Below are 17,246 nucleotides of genomic sequence, written 5' to 3'. Positions count from 1 at the left end.
AACTCGAAAACTAATTTTAATGGATCACAAAAAACTTGTCAATTCATAGATGAAGGGATGAACGCACGTGGGATATACAATGTGTCCTAAAATGGAATCCGCTTTTTCTCTTTTGGGAAAGCGCTGGAACGGCCTCATTATCCATGTACTGATGGACGGGCCGAAACGATTTAAAGATATGACCGAAACGATACCGACAATCAGCCAAAAAATGCTCGCGGAGCGGCTCAAAGAGCTGGAACAAAATGAAATTGTCGAGCGTCAGGTGCTGCCTGAAACACCTGTCAAAGTCATTTATAAACTGACTGATAAAGGCATGGCCCTGCAAGCCGTTTTTCAGGAAATGCAAAAATGGGCAGACAGTTTTTGCGAGCCCGGGGGATCTGCCAACGACACATGTGATGAATAACAAAGGCTGCCCAAGGCAGCCTTTTCTTAATGATCATGTTTACTCGTCATAAAAACCATTAATATCAAAATTGTTCAGATTGAGGTTCAAGCCTTTTAATTGCTTTAATAGAGCATCGAATGTAAGGAAATGATCATTTTTACATTCCGCCGGGACATCATTTGGAGAAAATAGTTTCATTCCTCCCTCAATCCACTGTTTCCGGTATAACTGAAATGCCGCTTCAATTAAATGATCAGGCGTTACAATAAACCCTAAGCTTACGTCATGGTCCTCACTGTAGCCGAATTCAAACCCGCAGCAGGGGCAAATATCAATGTTTTTTGATATTCGCCGTTATAAACGGGATTTGTCTCTAATCCTTTAAATCCGCAAAAAAGGATATAACTCACTAACCAACATACATCCCTCTTTTATTCAGTTTGCAATCATTCAGAACAAGCGGGGAGGCCTTTTACAGTTTCCCGGTTAAAAACTGAGCCTCACCAAGCCCGAAGCTCCAATCGGCGTTCCCGTTTTCTGTAATGGAAATCATGATGTCCTCGGGTGATATGCCGCATTCTGTTTTAAGCTGATCAGCCATCAGTTGATATAACGTTTCTTTTTGATGTTCGGTGCGCGCTTTGCTGACAATGCTGATGATGACAAGATCTTTGCTTCTTTTGAAACCGAGCCCGGTATCTTCAATGATAAGCTCATGAGGCCGATGCTGGTGAACGATCTGATAACGGTCCGTTACAGGGACGTCAAAAGCTTTAACCATGGCGTAATGGGCGGTATCCAGTAATTTTTTTAATGCTGCGTCATCCCGGCCTTCAATAACGTCAAAACGAAGTAATGGCATATTTTATTCCCCCTGATGGTTTTTTATCATGTCGCAACTTGTAAAAAAGTATAACAGTTAATCAAAATGTAATCAAATTATAACCAAAATATTTATACATTAATGCAATATCACAGAAAGGCACATGTTGTTACAATCGCCCAATCAATTTCCTCATTTTATGAATACGCTTAAGAATAGGCAGACATAAAGGAGGAAAAACATGTACCCTCGTCATGCATTGTATCGCGGGAATTTCGGTCCTGCCGGATTTCCGGCGAGAAGTCCTTTTTTGTTCGGCGCTCCTTTATTCGGCGGATTTTTAGGCGGTCTTCTCGGAGGCGTGATTGCCACAGGTTTCACAAGACCCCGCTATCCGTACGGGTTCGCCGGTTACGGATACGGAGGCGTCCCATACGGCGGTTTTGGGCCGGGAGCCGGCGGTTATCCGCCATTTTATTAAAGAAAAAACGGCCTGCATCGCGCGGGCCGTTTTTTTATCTTAAAATCTCCACTTCCGATAGATTGTAGTCTTCCTGTTTTGAAAACATAACTTCAATCATCCCGTCTTTATAGACTGCTTTTGTTCCTTTCCGTTTGACGAGGCTCGGAAGGACGATTTCTTTTTTTCCTTCTCCCAGACTGCTGTTCTCTACAACGAGGCTGTGTGACGTATGCTTAATCCTGATACGGTCGAGTTCCTCTTGTTCGGCGGGAATTTTCGCAAAAACATGATCGGATGTTTCAAACAGGTCAATTTCCGGCTTGGGCGGTTCCGCTTCGACCGGCTCGGCATTTTTGGACATGGGATCGCGAAAAGGGAACTGTCCGGCATAACCGGCGCCGAATACGCTTTCCATCACTCGGTTGACATATGTCTCGACATCTTTCGGATCAGCATTTTTAAACGTTTCTTTAGAGAACTGATTTTGGAAGGGAAAATATTTGTTCCAATCAAACACGGCATCTCACCCTTTCTTAACGGACAACATAGTATATGCCCGCCGGAAGCTTCCCGTGATATAATATAATCTGTTTACAGAAAGGAAGGGGAAGGCCGTGCAAGGGAATAACGCAAGAAAAGGAATCATTTATACCGCTTGTTCTTTCGCCATGTGGGGGCTGTTTCCGGTCTACTGGAAACTTCTTGAACAAATACCCGCATTGGACATTTTAGCTCACCGGATTTTATGGTCATTTGTTTTCATGTGTGTGCTTTTAACTGTGCTTAAGAAGTGGAAAACCGGATGGCGTGAACTGCGTCTTTTGAAATCGGAAGGGGGCCTGCTGGCGCTTTTTTTCGCTTCCGTTTTAATTTCCGTTAATTGGTTTGTGTACATATGGGCCGTCAATCACGGCTTTTTGCTTGAAGCAAGTCTCGGGTACTACATTAATCCGCTCGTTTCCGTTCTTTTGGGCATCCTATTCTTAAAAGAGAAGCTTAACAAGATGCAAACAGCAGCCGTTTCTATTGCCGGGGCGGCCGTGATCATATCTGCGTTTCAATATGGCGCGGTTCCTTATATCGCATTGCTGCTTGCATTCAGCTTCGGTCTGTACGGCTTATGTAAAAAAAGAACCCGCATGTCCAGCACGATCGGACTGACGCTGGAGACGCTTTTGATTACCCCGGCTGCACTTATTTATTTAGGATATACAGCTTACGGGAGCACTTCCGGGTCCTTGGGGGCAGGAACATGGGCGCTCCTATTTTTCGCAGGCGTATTTACGGCCCTGCCGCTGTTGCTGTTTGCAGAGGGGGCAAAGCGTCTGCCGCTGTATCAAGTCGGCATTTTGCAATATATAGCGCCGACCATTACCCTTATGCTCGGCGTATTTGTGTATCATGAACCGTTTTCCGGGCAAAAAGCGTTTACCTTCATTTGTATATGGGCAGCATTGCTTTTGTTTACCTTTTCACAGATAAAATGGAAGCGGCCGATAAAAAGCCGCTAAGCCTTTCGCTTTCCAGCGATAGCTTAAATTATGTATAATCATTACGAGTATGTAAAGGAGCTGTACAATGGGCACTGATAAAGACATAGCAAAAGCCTATCAGGCACTGTGGAATAACCGCACTCTCCCGGCTTCAACTCTTGAAGAAGCGGAGAAGGCAATTGATCTTGAATTGCTTGATCAAAGAACACATCCGAGGCTCCGGAAGTCACCCGAGGAAAAGTTTGCTCTGGCGGTGCAGCGAATTGTAGATTCCCGGCTGCGGCCGATTGAGAAATATGAATTGGTTGAACTACATACGAAGCGTTTGCAATTTTTAAAAGAAGAAAGAGGGGAGCAGCTATGAAAGCGATTATAAAAGAAGATGTGCAAACTTCTTTAGAGCGATATGCCGATCGTCCTGTATATATCCATTTGGAAACAACGACCGGTTCTTATTCAGCGCATCTGAATGAGAAAAACATGACGGTTGTAGCCTATATACGCAATGCAAAAGTGACGTACCATCAGGCGAAAATCAAGGGAAACGGCCCGTACCGCGTCGGTTTGAAAACGGAAGAAGGCTGGATTTACGCAGAAGGTCTGACTGAATATACAGTAGATGACGAAGACCGCTTGTTAATGGCAGGGCATCTGCCGGGCGGAAAATTGGCGATTTCGCTTCAAATCAGCGAAAAGCCGTTTACAGTTTAAAGAAAAGGGTGAAAATCATGAAAGAACATGTACTCGTCATCCTGCCTCACCCTGATGATGAATCATACGGAGTGGCAGGGCTGATTGCTTTACACAGACAAAAAGATATTCCCGTTACGTATGCATGCGCAACGCTTGGCGAAATGGGGCGGAACATGGGAGACCCTTTTTTCGCGAACCGTGAAACACTGCCGCTGTTAAGAAAACAAGAGCTGATCGACGCATGCAAAGCAATGGACGTTACTGACCTGAGAATGCTCGGGCTTCGTGATAAAACACTTGAATTTGAAGATGACGAGTGGCTCGCTGATATGATGGAAGAGATTATCGACGATGTAAAACCGAGTCTGATTGTCACATTCTATCCGGAGCACGGCGTCCATCCGGATCATGATGCATGCGGCGAAGCGGTTATCAGAGCGCTTTACAGAAAGAAAAAAGAGGACCGCCCGCGCACGCTTTGCATGGCAATCACCCGCAACAGGGAGGAAGCCGTCGGCAAGCCTGATGTTATTCTTGATATTAAAGAGGTTGCCGATATTAAAATGAATGCCTTAAAAGCGCACCGCACCCAAACGGAAGGCATGCTGAGAGAGCTGGAAGAAAAAATAAAAAATAACGAGCCGGTTCTTCAGACATGGTTTGAAGAAGAAGTGTATTGGACATATCCGTGGAAAGACTGATAAAAAAAGGGATAAGGCTGAAATGCCTTATCCCTTTTTTTGTGTCAGATCGGAAGCGATCGCTTCTGCAAGCGAAGACCTTATTGATAAATTTGAAAAACTCAGTCCCAGCTGCACTGCGGTTTGGGCGATTTCAGGACGGATTCCGGATAATGTCGCTTTCACGCCGAGCATTCCGAGTGATTCAATTAAGGTGAAAAGCTGTTGGGCAACCATCGTATCAATCATGGCTACGCCCGATAAATCAATGTACAGCTGCGTGATGCGCTTCTCTGAACACTGGTGCAGCGTATTCTCTAAAATCATTTTGGCTCTTGCCGTGTCAATATCCCCGATCAGCGGCAGCAGTCCGACATTGTCAAAAAGCACAATTACCGGCGAGCTCAGCTCGGTAATCAATTCTTTTTGCGCTTCAAGCTGAATGTTTGTGTTTTTATACATTTCTTCTATGAAAATATGAATGACCACATCAAACGATTTAATCAGCGTATGGAATATATCTTCGGCATCTTCTTCTGTCACGGTGTCCGCATGAAGTCTGGTAAACTGCTTGACATGGCCGACATACAAATCACGAACTCTGATAAACTCGCGAATAATATAATGGATGGGAGTTTTTAAATGTTCTTCATCCCGTGCGGCTTCGAACGCCCACTTTTCTAATGCCGCTGTATATACTTCCTTCTCTTCAGAAAAAATCCGATTGAGCTGATAATTAAACGCCAGATTTTGTTTTTTCAGATTCGTGAGTACAGCAAGGTCAGTAGAAGCATAAACAGAATCAGGATCCGTATCATGAAGGGTATCAAACCATGTCTGACTGATGTCCTCCGCCCGTTCAGTTAAATAATCGTACAGCAGTTTATGTTTTGGCATTGCTGCTCCTCCTTTATGAAATCATTTTTTTCACATAATGCTTTTGCAGTTTCATCAGTCTGAAGAATAAACCGACAGCTCCTGCGGCAAGTCCTGCAATTAACCCGATCCAGTAGCCGTATGCCCCGAGGCCCGTATAAGTGCCGACTGCGTAACCGACCGGAAGCCCGATAATCCAATACGACACAAAAGCCGCGCCGAGTGTATAGTTGACATCCTTATATCCTCTCAGAGCGCCTTGTATCGGAGCTGCTACGGCATCAGAAAGCTGGAAAAACAGCGCATAGATTAAAAAGTGCTGCGTCAACATGAGCACCGCCGGATCTGATGTATACATTCCGGCGATTTGCGGTCTGAACAGCAAAATGAAAGCCGCCGTGCATAAAGAAAAACTAAGCGCCATCACGATCCCGATATAGCTGTATGAGCGGGCATCCCTGTAGCGATTTGCGCCTGCTTCAAAGCCGACCAAAATGGTCATGGCCATGGATACGCTGAGCGGCAGCATATACAAGAGGGAAGCAAAATTCATTGCCGCTTGGTGGGCTGCAATCGTCACCGTCTGAAAATGGCTCATAAGCAGTGTGACAGCCGCAAAAATGCTCGTTTCAAAAAATACCGCAAAACCGATAGGCAATCCGATTTTCAAAAGCTTTCTGCATTCAGACGGAGAAAAACGGTACAGTTTCCGAAATACAGAGTACCCGGCAAACGGCTCAAATCTGCAGACGATAAAAAAGCTGATGGCGCAAATACACCAGTAAGTCAGGGCGGAAGCGAGCCCCGCCCCGACTCCTCCCAATGCCGGCATGTTGAATTTCCCGAAAATAAATACATAATTTAAAACAAAATTAATAGGCAATGAGCAAAGCGTAATAAGCATTGTGACTCGCGTTTTGCCGAGTGCATCAATAAACGAGCGCAAAACGGTGTACACAAACAAAGGAAAAATACCGAGGGATAAAAAGCCTAAAAAGTGTTTTGCGATCGTCCGGACACGAGGTTCCAGGCCCAAATGTCCCAAGATCATATCAACGGTGAAAAAGCCGATCAGGATAACCGCCGCACTGAGAACGGCCGCTACATAAACGGCCTGGATGACGGAAAACGGCACTTCCTTTTGTCTGCCGGCTCCAAACAGCTGCGAAACAACGGGCGTAACGGCCATTAATATTCCTGCCAGGCCCGTATAAACCGGCGTCCACAGGCTTGAACCAATTGCAACCCCGGCTAAATCGGCAGCGCTCACTTTCCCTGACATCACCGTATCCAAAAAGGTGATCAGGGAAAGGCCCGCCTGTGTGATTAAAATCGGAATGAAGATATGTAACAGCTGTCTGACCTTTTGGCCGATCGTGTTCGTTTCTCTCAAGTTAGGTTCCCCGTTTCTTTATTTTAACGAGAGAAATTATAACATTTTATGTATAAAAAGCAATGAAAGCCGGCCTACTCTTTTTTGTCCGGTTTCGGCTTTTTAAACATCTTGGCATAAATGAATGAAAGTGAAATGACCCCTAAAAAGGTGCAGATATATTGCATCAGCCGTGCGAATTCCATATGATGTGCGCCTCCTTTCATGATTATGGTGCACACAGCGGCGCATATCCATGCGCGCGATGCAGAAAATAAGGGAAAGGAGCTGATGTGACATGCGCCACACTCAAATGACGGAAAGCGCGTTTACCGCTGCCGTTCAAACGTATTTGAAACAAATTACAGAGGATGCCGGAATGATACTGCGGACATTGAATGAAAAAGACCAATGCCTTCTTTGCGAATTAGATGAACTGGGACATACGTTTCAGGAAATGCAGGCTGTCGCTTCGTCGTTTTACCTGCAGTCATATATCGAACATTTTACGCCTTCCTATACAGAGCTGGCGAGGGCCGTGCAGCATCTGGCGGAAGAAAAACACGGAGCGCTGATTGTGATTGAACGTGCAGATCCGCTGGACGGAATGATACAAAAAGGGACCAGCCTGCATGCCGAGATCAGTGCAGCTTTAATTGAGAGTATTTTTTATCCCGGCAATCCGCTTCATGACGGAGCCGTATTGGTCAGAGAAAACCGGGTGGTATCAGCAGCCAATGTGCTTCCGCTCACACCAAAACATGTCGATCTCAAATACGGGACGCGCCACAGGGCCGCGATGGGACTTTCGGCCGTGACTGATGCACTCGTGCTCGTTGTTTCAGAAGAAACGGGAAAAATGTCCTTTGCTAAAGACGGCGGACTGTATCCGCTTGTTTCGCCGCGGGCGCTTCATGCGAAATAATAAGAAAATGGGAATATTGTACCCATTTAATATTAATAAGGTGAACATCTTTACCTTTTTCTGTATTGATGTTATCGTTTAAATATACATAAAATTTAAAAGAATAGGGAGTGGAAAGATGGCAAATGTATTGATGATCGGCTTTCCGGGAGAAGGGCATATCAATCCGTCTTTAGGCGTCGTAAAAGAACTGAAGGCAAAAGGGGAACATGTCGTATATTACGGCGTGAAGGAATATGAGAACAAAATCGCGTCAAGCGGAGCGGAATTCCGTGAATATGAAGATTTCCGTAAAGATGAATTCGGAAAAAACGCAACGGGTGATGAACAGCGGGACGCTACCGAGTTTTTGCTATTAATGATTGAGACTTCCAAAAAAGCCGCACTCCGTATTCTTGAGGAAGTAAAAGATGAATCCTACGACTACATCCTGTATGATCATCATTTTCTGGCAGGAAGGCTCGTGAGAAACCAGCTGAAACTGCCGGCATATTCACTTTGTACGACATTTGCAATGAATGAAGCATTTATTAAAGAAGTGTTTTCAAATACAAACCTTGTATCAGAGGAATCATCTCATTATCCGGCTTATACCGAAGCGGTCAGCCGGCTCAATGAAGAATTCAGCGCAGACATTAAAACGCCGTATGATATTTTCTCAAATGACGGCAGAAAAACCATCGTATTTACTTCAAGAGCGTTTCAGCTGAAAGAAGAAGAGTTTGGCGATTCTTATCTCTTTGTCGGTCCGTCCATAACCGAAAGGGCGGCGGCTCAAGATTTCCCGTTTGAACAGCTTGAAGGAGAAAAAGTCCTGTTTATTTCCATGGGTACGATTTTTAACAATCAGAAGGAATTGTTTAATAAATGCTTAAAAGCGGTCAGAAACTTTAACGGAAAAGCCGTCATGTCAATCGGCAAACATCTTGATCCGGCGGAGCTTGATGAAATTCCTGAGAATGTCATTGTCAAGCCTTATGTTCCGCAGCTTGAGATCCTGAAGAGAGCGGACTTATTTATCACTCACGGCGGAATGAACAGTACGAGCGAAGGGCTTTACTACAAAACCCCGATGATCGTCATTCCGATGGGCGCAGATCAGTTCGCCGTCGGAAGCCAAGTGGAAAAGACGGGCGCGGGCAAAATGTTTAAAAAAGAAGATGTAACAGCGGAACTGCTTACTGAAGCAATAAAAGAATTGAGCGAAAATCCTGAATATCAGACAAAAGCTTCTGAAATCGGAGAATCCCTGAAAGCGGCCGGCGGAGCACAGCGTGCAGCGGAATTGATAGCAGAAGACGTGAAAACTGCCGAGACCCGGGTTCTGTAATCAGCCCTCACCCGCTTCCTTTAAAGGAAGCGGGCTTTTTTTGATTGTTTTTCGGGAGGATTTTTCACGCCGTAAAGAGAATTGTATGAAAAACAGACAAGAAAGGTGGAATGTCGCGGAAAAAAGCCATGTTATGAAAATGATTCCAAAGTCTTTTGTGAAATGTTCTCAATTTATGTAAAATGTGTGGCATTGGTGATGATCTAAGGCCAAATGAATCGGAATTAATGTCGACTTCTGAATGAATCCTGTATAACAGGCGGCGTCCAAAGAAAAGGAACGTCCCTTTCAGCAATGATAAATAGGAGGTTTTTCGTTATATGAAGAAAAAAATCGCAGCCGGACTGGCTGTATCTGCAGTAATGACTTCAACCTTCGCCGTGCATGCCGCTGAAGCAAAAACCATTCAAGTAAAAAGCGGCGACTCTCTTTGGAAGCTTTCCCGGCAATATCATACAAGTATTTCAGCCCTGCAGGCGGAAAATAAACTGAAATCAACGATACTCCACCCAGGACAGCGGCTGCACATTCCCGACGGCAGCGGCACACATAAAACGGGGCAAAAGGGAAAACGAAGCACGGGTGACTACACAGTTACATACGGAGACTCGTTATGGGTGATCGCAAAAAAATACAAAATGAGCGTTTCTGAGCTGAGAAGCCTGAACCGTTTGAGTTCAGATGTCATCTATCCGGGCCAGAAACTGAAAATTAAAGGGTCTGCCGGCGGCACGGACGGAGGCGGCAGACAGACAAAGCCTGATAAAGGCGCATCAGGGACTTACACTGTGAAGCCGGGTGACTCGCTGTGGAAAATCGCCAATCAAACCGGCATCACCATCGCCGAACTGAAAAAGCTGAATCAATTAACATCAGACATGCTGTATCCGAATCAAGTGTTAAAGATCAAAGGTTCTTCACATAACGGAAACAGCGGCACAACACCGCCATCTCATTCAAACCCTTCTGAGAAGCCATCCACTTACAAAGTAAAAGCAGGCGATTCCCTCTGGAAAATTGCTAATCGGTTCGGCATCACCGCTCAGTTCATCAGAGAAAAAAATAAATTGACAACTGATGTGCTTCAAATCGGACAAGTTCTGGTGATTAACGGAACGGGAAAAACAGAAGATCCTGTGCGGCAGCCGGATAACAAACCGGCAAAACCAAACAAGCCGAATACTCCCGAACCTCCGGTGACAGGGTCAAAGATTGACAGAATGATAGGCGAGGCGAAAAAACATGTCGGCGTGCCTTACCGCTGGGGAGGCAATACGCCTGCGGGCTTCGATTGCAGCGGTTACATCTATTACCTTTTAAATAAGGTAAGCTCTGTTTCCCGTCTGAGCACGGCCGGATATTGGAATACGATGAAACATATCAGCCAGCCGTCAGCAGGCGACTTTGTCTTCTTTACGACATATAAAGCGGGCCCTTCTCATATGGGGATGTATTTAGGCGGAGGAGATTTTATTCACGCAAGCTCCTCCGGGGTTGAAGTTTCAAACTTAAGCAATCCGTATTGGAAAAAAGCTTATTTAGGAGCGCGCAGTTATTTTTAAAAAAAGCCTTTCGGGGCTTTTTTTGTTTACCATTTTTACGTTTTGACAAGACTGATGGGTAAAAAATAAGGGGGAGGAAGCATGAATCGTCTCTTGCTTTTTCTCATGCTCGCATCAATTACGCTTTGCGGCTGCGGGGGGAGACCCGCTCCTGTTCCGCCCAAAAAACATGGGGAAAGCCGCGCATTGGAAGCTTCTGCATACCGTGAGCATGCCGGACTCATCAATCAAAACGGAAAAACGATCGGATATATCGAAGTGAGGGAATCTGATGATGAAGGGTCAGACATTCATATATCAGCGGGGCATCTGCCGCCCGGCACTTCTCTCGGATTTCATATTTATGAAAAAGGGACTTGTCAGGCACCTGATTTCGAATCAGCCGGCGGTCCGTTCAACCCTTTGAACAAAGAACACGGCTTCAACAATCCGATGGGTCATCACGCCGGGGATCTCCCCAATCTTGAAGTGGGGGCTGACGGTAAAGTGGATGTCATTATGAACGCGCCGCAAACTTCATTAAAAGAAGGGAGCAGACTCAGCCTGCTCGACCGGGACGGAAGCGCGTTCGTCATTCATGAACATACGGACGATTATTTGACAAACCCGAGCGGAAATTCCGGAGCCAGAATCGCCTGCGCTCCCCTGACAAAAAGCGCCCGCAGGGAATGAGCCCTTTTGTATTGAGTATACAAGGGCTTTTTTAGTATACTCGGTTATGGAATACAAATGGAAAGGAAACATCACCTATGACTTCAGAATTACAGCACCTATCACTTCCGGAAGATATACAAAACAAACTGCAGGCTTATCAAAATCATCCCGTTTCCCAAGAATTCCGGGATTTAATCGGATCATCAGGCTATGAGGCCGAAGATAAAGCGATTGTATTCGATGCCGTCATCGCTTTGACTATGGGAAAAAATATCTTATTAAAAGGACCGACGGGTTCAGGGAAAACAAAATTGGCGGAAACGCTTTCGAACTATTTTCATAAACCGATGCACAGCGTCAACTGCTCCGTAGACCTCGATGCAGAAGCGCTTGTCGGCTATAAAACGATTGAAAATGAACAGGGACAGGCGACAATTGAATTCGTTCCCGGACCTGTAACAACCGCAATGAACGAAGGACATTTTTTATACATTGACGAAATCAATATGGCTAAGCCTGAAACCCTTCCGATTCTAAACGGCGTGCTTGATTACAGAAAAATGATGACAAATCCCTTTACAGGAGAAGTGATTAAGGCAAGCGAAGGATTCGGTGTTATCGCCGCGATTAATGAAGGCTACGTCGGCACCGTTCCGCTGAACGAAGCCCTTAAAAACCGTTTTGTCATCATTGATGTCCCGTATATTAAAGGAAGCCTCCTGAAGCAGGTGCTGACCTCTCAGTCTGTCTTAAAAGATGAGAAATTAATTGAGCGCTTTATGACGCTGTCTTCTGATTTAATCGCACAAGCGCATAACGGACAAGTGTCAGAAGAAGCGGCGTCCATCAGGGCTCTCATTGATACGTGCGACTTGGCTGCGTACATCCCGCCGAAACGGGCGATTGAAAGAGGCATCGTAGAAAAACTTGACGATGACAGGGAAAAAGCCGCTGTCAGAAATATTGCAGAAACGCTGTTCGAATGAGGGATATACAATGAAGTTTATCAAATTTAATGACAGCACGATTGATTCGTTTTTGTTCATGATGCTGACTGATCTGGCCAAAACACTGACCAGAAGCAGTGAAGTTGAAGTGGAATACGGCGTGCAGTCTTACTACAATCCCTTTGAAAAGAAAATTTACATGAGCCACTTTTGGAAAGACCGATCAGCCGGGGATATGGAAGCCGGCCTGAAAAGCGATGTCTATTTGCGCGCTGTCGGAACACGCAGCAGCTCATTTCGGGAATTTGCGGGGTTTTTAAATGACGTTCACCGGCATTTCACCCGCCAAAGCTTTGCCAAGCAGCTGTTTATGCTGCTTGAGGATATCAGAATTGAAGAGCTGATCAAAAAAGAACGGCCGGGAACGAAACGTGTTTTTCAGAAGCGGAGGGAGATGTACAGGAAATATTTCACGACGCAGCTGACATTGAATTTAGAACGGAGCATTTTCACCGACGCTTTGTATTGCGCGATGTTTGTCAAGCTGACGGCTGAGTCTCCGCTTGAAGGCATTCCTTCCATGCATGAACATATTGATATGATGATACCGTATATTGAACGTCAGCTCATCCGGGTGTATGAGGCGGATTCTACGGAACAAATCGCAAAAATAACGGAAGACCTCATGGAAGGCCTTGATGAAGTGCTTGAGAAAGATATGCTGAACACGTACTTTTTTCTGCCGGAACTTGATTACGAAAAAGCGGCTGAAGAGCCTTTATTCGAAAGTGTAAAAAAAGCGCCTTCGTTAAGTGACGATCTCACGCTCCCTGAGTCTTCCGACGGAGATGAAGAAATCCTTGAAGAGAAAATGAATACGTGGCACCGGGAAACCGAAGCGCCGTCAAAAAGTTTCCTTCAATTTGATATTGAGCACGGCGCGAAATCAGATCTTGGGAAAGACGCGGCCAGAGAAGGCGATGACGGTGACCAGGCGCTCGGCTCCGTTCAAGGTTCCGCACGTCAGACGAAAAGAGAGGATTACTCCAAACTGGAAGCGCTTGAATCCATTCAGGATGAACATGAGGGCGCGGGGCTGGCTGACGGAAAAGAAAATAAATTTGCCTTCCCGGTTTATCAAACGCCTCATAAAGCGTCTCCTGAAGAGGAGCAGTCTTATAAAGAACAGACAAAAACGATAGAATCATATCAAAAACGCCTGAAGCAGATGATACAAAAAACACTTGAGCACAAAAAGACGCTCCCGCGGACCGACCTTCACGCAGGCCGGCTGAATCGCAAACTGATCCGCTATTTTACGGAGCGGAACCCGCGCCTTTTCTTTAAAAAGCAGGACCCGTCTTCAGACATTGACGCCGTTTTTACATTGCTTGTCGATTGTTCGGCCAGCATGTTCGACAAAATGGATGAAACAAAAAGAGGGATCGTTCTTTTTCATGAAGCCTTGAAATCAGTGTCCGTACCGCACCAGATCGTCGGATTTTGGGAGGATACGAACGAAGCGACTGAAACGAGCCAGCCGAATTTCTTCAATACCGTCATTCCGTTTGAAGAGTCGCTGCTGCAGGCGGCGGGTCCGCTGATCATGCAGCTTGCGCCTGAAGAAGATAACAGAGACGGATACGCCATCAGACAAATGACGAAACAGCTGATGCGGCGGAGTGAGGCGCAAAAATTTTTAATCGTGTTTTCAGACGGAGAGCCGGCAGCATTCGGATACGAACAAAACGGCATCGTCGATACGAGCGAGGCTGTCATCGAAGCGAGAAAAAAAGGGATAGAAGTCATAAATGTTTTTCTGTCCAATACTGCAATAGAGGAATCACAGATGAAAACCATTCAGGATATGTACGGAAAGTACAGTATTTTTGTTCCGGATGTCGATCAGCTGCCCGATGTGCTGTATCCGCTCTTGAAAAAACTGCTTCATAAAAGCATAGGATAGGCTTTTTCCTATGCTTTTTCGCTTTTTATTTTAAAATGATTTAATTTTTTCGGTATTGATCTGTTTTTTTTACTATTTTGTGAACAATCAAGGTAGAATCCAAACGCAATCAGTGGTAAAATATCCTTGGAAGCGTTTTTATTACATAATTTTGGGCACAGCGTTCAAAAGTTATTTCAAGATAGTGAATTGATCACTTGATTATCTAGGTTGGGGGTAATATTCAAATGTTTCAAAATAATATGAAACAAAGAATGAATTGGGAAGATTTTTACGGACCGAACCTCGGCTACGCACTGGAGCTGTACGACCAATATGCTGAAGATCCAGACAGCATTGATCCGGATCTGAAAGACATGTTTGACGAACTCGGCGCTCCGCCAAGCCAAATAAAAGAGGCATCGGGTACAAAGGAACAGGGACGCGTCACCGCAGATCTGATTCAAAAGATCGCAGCAGCAGTTAAACTTGCAGAAGATATTCGAACCTATGGCCATCTGAACGCTTCCGTCAATCCGCTCAGAAAGGATCCGAAAAAGAGCGAGCTCTTTCCGTTATCCGAGTACGGGCTTACAGAAGAAGAAATGAAAGCAATACCCGCGTCTGTCATCTGTAAAGACGCACCTGCCAATATAACAAACGGCTTAGAAGCCATCCAGCATTTACGCAATACCTATAAAAGAACCATCTCCTTCGAGTTTGACCATGTGCATGATTTCGAAGAGCGCGCATGGATTACAAAAATGGTCGAATCCGGAGAACTGTTCCGGAAAAATTCACCGGAAAAACTGTCAGCCGTTTTAGAAAGACTGACGGAAGTAGAAGGATTTGAACAATTTTTACACCGGACATTCGTCGGTCAGAAGCGTTTTTCAATTGAGGGATTAGACGCGCTTGTGCCGGTTCTTGACGACATTATCGCCCAGTCTGTGAAAGCGGGCACAACCAATGTCAATATCGGAATGGCGCACAGAGGCCGTTTAAATGTGCTTGCGCATGTGCTCGGCAAACCGTATGAGATTATTTTCTCAGAATTCCAGCACGCGCCGAATAAAGACCTTGTGCCGTCTGAAGGATCGACCGGCATCAGCTACGGCTGGACGGGCGATGTAAAATACCACCTCGGTGCAGACAGACAGCTTCAGGATGCTGAAACCAAAAGCGCGCGGATTACGCTTGCAAACAACCCGAGCCATTTGGAATTCATCAATCCGATTGTTGAAGGAAGCACGCGGGCGGCACAGGAAACAAGAACGCAAAAGGGGTACCCGGTTCAAGACGAAACAAAATCGCTCGCCATTTTAATTCACGGTGACGCAGCGTTTCCGGGAGAAGGCATTGTCGCCGAGACGCTGAACTTAAGCTCTCTGAAAGGCTATCAGGTCGGCGGGGCCATTCATATCATCGCCAATAATATGATCGGCTTTACAACTGAAAGCGATGAATCACGATCCACGAAATATGCCAGTGATTTGGCGAAGGGCTATGAAATTCCGATCGTTCACGTCAACGCGGATGATCCGGAAGCATGCCTGTCAGCCGTTAAATTTGCGGTTGAATACCGGAAGCGGTTCAATAAAGATTTCTTAATCGATTTAATCGGGTACAGACGGTACGGCCACAATGAAATGGATGAGCCGTCAACGACACAGCCGATGCTGTATGAAGCCGTCAGAAAACACCCGACTGTCAAGCGGATCTTTGCGGAAAAACTCGTAAGTGAAGGACTGATCAGCGAGGAAAAAGCGCAAAACATCGAAACGGCAGTGACAAAACGAATTGAAGACGCCTATAAAAAGGTGCCCGCCAAAAAAGAAGACGCCGTACGGGAAATTGAATTGCCGGAACCGGTGTCCAACGGTTTTCCAGACGTTGACACAGCCATTGATTTTGATGTTCTCCGCAAGCTGAACGGCGAACTTCTCAACTGGCCGGAATCTTTTAACGTGTTCGGCAAGCTGAAAAGAATCCTGGAAAGACGTGCAAAAGCGTTTGATGATGACCGTAAAGTTGAATGGTCATTGGCTGAATCGCTTGCGTTTGCTTCCATTTTGAAAGACGGCACGCCGATCCGGCTGACCGGACAGGATTCAGAGCGCGGAACGTTCGCTCAAAGAAACCTTGTGCTGCATGACAGCGAAACAGGAGAAGAATTTGTTGCCCTCCATCACTTAGACGACTGCGCTGCTTCATTTACGGTGCATAACAGCCCGCTCTCTGAAGGATCTGTTCTCGGCTTTGAATATGGATACAACGTGTATTCGCCTGAAACGCTTGTGATGTGGGAGGCGCAGTACGGGGACTTTGCTAATGCGGCTCAAGTCTATTTTGATCAATTCATATCTGCAGGACGGGCAAAATGGGGACAAAAATCAGGACTGGTCATGCTGCTGCCTCACGGTTACGAAGGGCAGGGCCCTGAACACTCCAGCGGCCGCGTCGAGCGGTTCCTGCAGCTGGCGGCGGAAAACAACTGGACGGTGGCCAACCTGACAAGTGCGGCTCAGTATTTCCATATTTTAAGAAGACAAGCGAAAATGTTGCTTCGTGAGGAAATCCGCCCGCTTGTGATCATGACGCCGAAGAGCCTGCTGCGCAACCCGAATACGGTATCTGAAGTGCAGGAACTGAGCGAAAGCCGATTCAAGCCTGTCTATGAGCAGTCCGGTCTTTCCCATGCTTACGAAAAAGTGACTCGCGTCGTATTATCAAGCGGAAAAGTGTCAATTGATATCAGCGATCACTTCAACAAAATGGAAGGCGATAAGGATTGGCTTCATATTGCCAGAATCGAACAGCTGTATCCGTTCCCGGCAAAAGATACGAAGGAGCTTTTCGCCAAACTGCCGAACCTGCAAGAGATCGTTTGGGTTCAGGAAGAGCCGCAGAATATGGGGGCATGGAGTTATATCAGCCCGTATCTGACGGAAATCGCGCCAAAAGGAGTAAATGTCCAATACATCGGCCGAAGAAGACGATCCAGTCCCGCAGAAGGAGATCCGACAGTCCACAAAAAAGAACAGGAACGCATTGTATCTGATAGCTTGACTCGCAAAAACTAAGGGGGAAAT

Annotated in this window: 17 protein-coding genes and 1 pseudogene; 13 read left to right on the top strand and 5 right to left on the bottom strand. The window is 45.9% G+C overall.

Going from position 1 to position 17,246, the window contains the following annotated elements:
* Positions 1–67 precede the first annotated feature (67 nt).
* On the top strand, positions 68–409 hold the full coding sequence (locus JNUCC21_RS10225; protein ID WP_003153729.1) for a winged helix-turn-helix transcriptional regulator: 342 nt from the start codon (positions 68–70) through the stop codon (positions 407–409).
* 39 nt (positions 410–448) lie between these two features.
* Here the strand turns inward: JNUCC21_RS10225 and JNUCC21_RS10220 are convergent.
* Positions 449–801 (bottom strand): annotated as a pseudogene (locus tag JNUCC21_RS10220) (hypothetical protein).
* A 62-nt stretch (positions 802–863) separates the two neighbouring features.
* Entirely contained in the window at positions 864–1,253 is a 390-nt protein-coding gene (locus tag JNUCC21_RS10215) for a tautomerase family protein (protein ID WP_015240015.1), read from the bottom strand.
* Positions 1,254–1,455: 202 nt separating this feature from the next.
* Here JNUCC21_RS10215 and JNUCC21_RS10210 point away from each other — a divergent pair, with 202 nt between their 5' ends.
* Positions 1,456–1,695: a hypothetical protein gene (locus tag JNUCC21_RS10210; protein ID WP_003153736.1), complete on the top strand. Its 240-nt coding sequence runs from the start codon at positions 1,456–1,458 to the stop codon at positions 1,693–1,695.
* 34 nt (positions 1,696–1,729) lie between these two features.
* Here the strand turns inward: JNUCC21_RS10210 and JNUCC21_RS10205 are convergent, their stop codons facing one another.
* Entirely contained in the window at positions 1,730–2,194 is a 465-nt protein-coding gene (locus JNUCC21_RS10205) for a hypothetical protein (RefSeq protein ID WP_012117757.1), read from the bottom strand.
* Between the two features lie 97 nt (positions 2,195–2,291).
* Here JNUCC21_RS10205 and rarD point away from each other — a divergent pair, with 97 nt between their 5' ends.
* From rarD to bshB2, 4 genes are all read left to right on the top strand, one after another.
* Positions 2,292–3,188 carry an EamA family transporter RarD gene (gene rarD, locus JNUCC21_RS10200; RefSeq protein WP_072589171.1) on the top strand — a complete coding sequence of 299 codons (897 nt, stop codon included), beginning with the start codon at positions 2,292–2,294 and terminating at the stop codon, positions 3,186–3,188.
* A gap of 67 nt (positions 3,189–3,255) precedes the next feature.
* Positions 3,256–3,534 (top strand): hypothetical protein, encoded by a 279-nt coding sequence (locus JNUCC21_RS10195; protein ID WP_003153742.1) that lies wholly within the window; start codon positions 3,256–3,258, stop codon positions 3,532–3,534.
* The gene (locus JNUCC21_RS10190; RefSeq protein ID WP_007611980.1) at positions 3,531–3,881 is read left to right on the top strand and encodes a YojF family protein; all 351 of its coding nucleotides are present in this window, start codon (positions 3,531–3,533) and stop codon (positions 3,879–3,881) included. Before JNUCC21_RS10195 ends, JNUCC21_RS10190 begins: the two co-directional genes overlap by 4 nt.
* 17 nt (positions 3,882–3,898) lie before the next feature.
* Positions 3,899–4,564, top strand: coding sequence for a bacillithiol biosynthesis deacetylase BshB2 (gene bshB2, locus JNUCC21_RS10185; RefSeq protein WP_007407961.1), 666 nt, complete (start codon positions 3,899–3,901; stop codon positions 4,562–4,564).
* A 27-nt stretch (positions 4,565–4,591) separates the two neighbouring features.
* Here bshB2 and JNUCC21_RS10180 read toward each other — a convergent pair whose 3' ends face one another.
* Together JNUCC21_RS10180 and JNUCC21_RS10175 are read right to left on the bottom strand one after the other, a co-directional pair.
* Complete coding sequence (locus JNUCC21_RS10180) at positions 4,592–5,440, bottom strand: STAS domain-containing protein (protein WP_072589170.1); 849 nt, start codon at positions 5,438–5,440, stop codon at positions 4,592–4,594.
* Between the two features lie 13 nt (positions 5,441–5,453).
* Positions 5,454–6,812, bottom strand: a complete 1,359-nt coding sequence (locus JNUCC21_RS10175; protein WP_032866245.1) for an MATE family efflux transporter — start codon at positions 6,810–6,812, stop codon at positions 5,454–5,456.
* A gap of 277 nt (positions 6,813–7,089) precedes the next feature.
* Here JNUCC21_RS10175 and cdaS point away from each other — a divergent pair, with 277 nt between their 5' ends.
* The 7 genes from cdaS to sucA all read left to right on the top strand — a co-directional run bounded on the left by cdaS (position 7,090) and on the right by sucA (position 17,237).
* Positions 7,090–7,716, top strand: coding sequence for a sporulation-specific diadenylate cyclase CdaS (cdaS, locus tag JNUCC21_RS10170; RefSeq protein ID WP_369878092.1), 627 nt, complete (start codon positions 7,090–7,092; stop codon positions 7,714–7,716).
* A gap of 118 nt (positions 7,717–7,834) precedes the next feature.
* Positions 7,835–9,046 (top strand): macrolide family glycosyltransferase, encoded by a 1,212-nt coding sequence (locus JNUCC21_RS10165; protein WP_150941268.1) that lies wholly within the window; start codon positions 7,835–7,837, stop codon positions 9,044–9,046.
* Positions 9,047–9,366: 320 nt separating this feature from the next.
* Positions 9,367–10,608, top strand: a complete 1,242-nt coding sequence (locus JNUCC21_RS10160) for a LysM peptidoglycan-binding domain-containing protein (RefSeq protein ID WP_150941267.1) — start codon at positions 9,367–9,369, stop codon at positions 10,606–10,608.
* 81 nt (positions 10,609–10,689) lie between these two features.
* Positions 10,690–11,280 carry a superoxide dismutase family protein gene (locus JNUCC21_RS10155; RefSeq protein WP_007407968.1) on the top strand — a complete coding sequence of 197 codons (591 nt, stop codon included), beginning with the start codon at positions 10,690–10,692 and terminating at the stop codon, positions 11,278–11,280.
* A gap of 77 nt (positions 11,281–11,357) precedes the next feature.
* Entirely contained in the window at positions 11,358–12,248 is an 891-nt protein-coding gene (locus tag JNUCC21_RS10150; protein WP_003153758.1) for a MoxR family ATPase, read from the top strand.
* 10 nt (positions 12,249–12,258) lie between these two features.
* On the top strand, positions 12,259–14,175 hold the full coding sequence (locus JNUCC21_RS10145; RefSeq protein ID WP_342795230.1) for a VWA domain-containing protein: 1,917 nt from the start codon (positions 12,259–12,261) through the stop codon (positions 14,173–14,175).
* Positions 14,176–14,402: 227 nt separating this feature from the next.
* The gene (sucA, locus tag JNUCC21_RS10140) at positions 14,403–17,237 is read left to right on the top strand and encodes a 2-oxoglutarate dehydrogenase E1 component (RefSeq protein WP_369878091.1); all 2,835 of its coding nucleotides are present in this window, start codon (positions 14,403–14,405) and stop codon (positions 17,235–17,237) included.
* Positions 17,238–17,246: the final 9 nt, after the last annotated feature.

It is taken from the genome of Bacillus sp. JNUCC-21 (assembly GCF_041222765.1).
In the GTDB taxonomy this organism is placed as follows: domain Bacteria; phylum Bacillota; class Bacilli; order Bacillales; family Bacillaceae; genus Bacillus; species Bacillus velezensis.
This window is presented reverse-complemented; position numbering and strand designations above follow the sequence as displayed.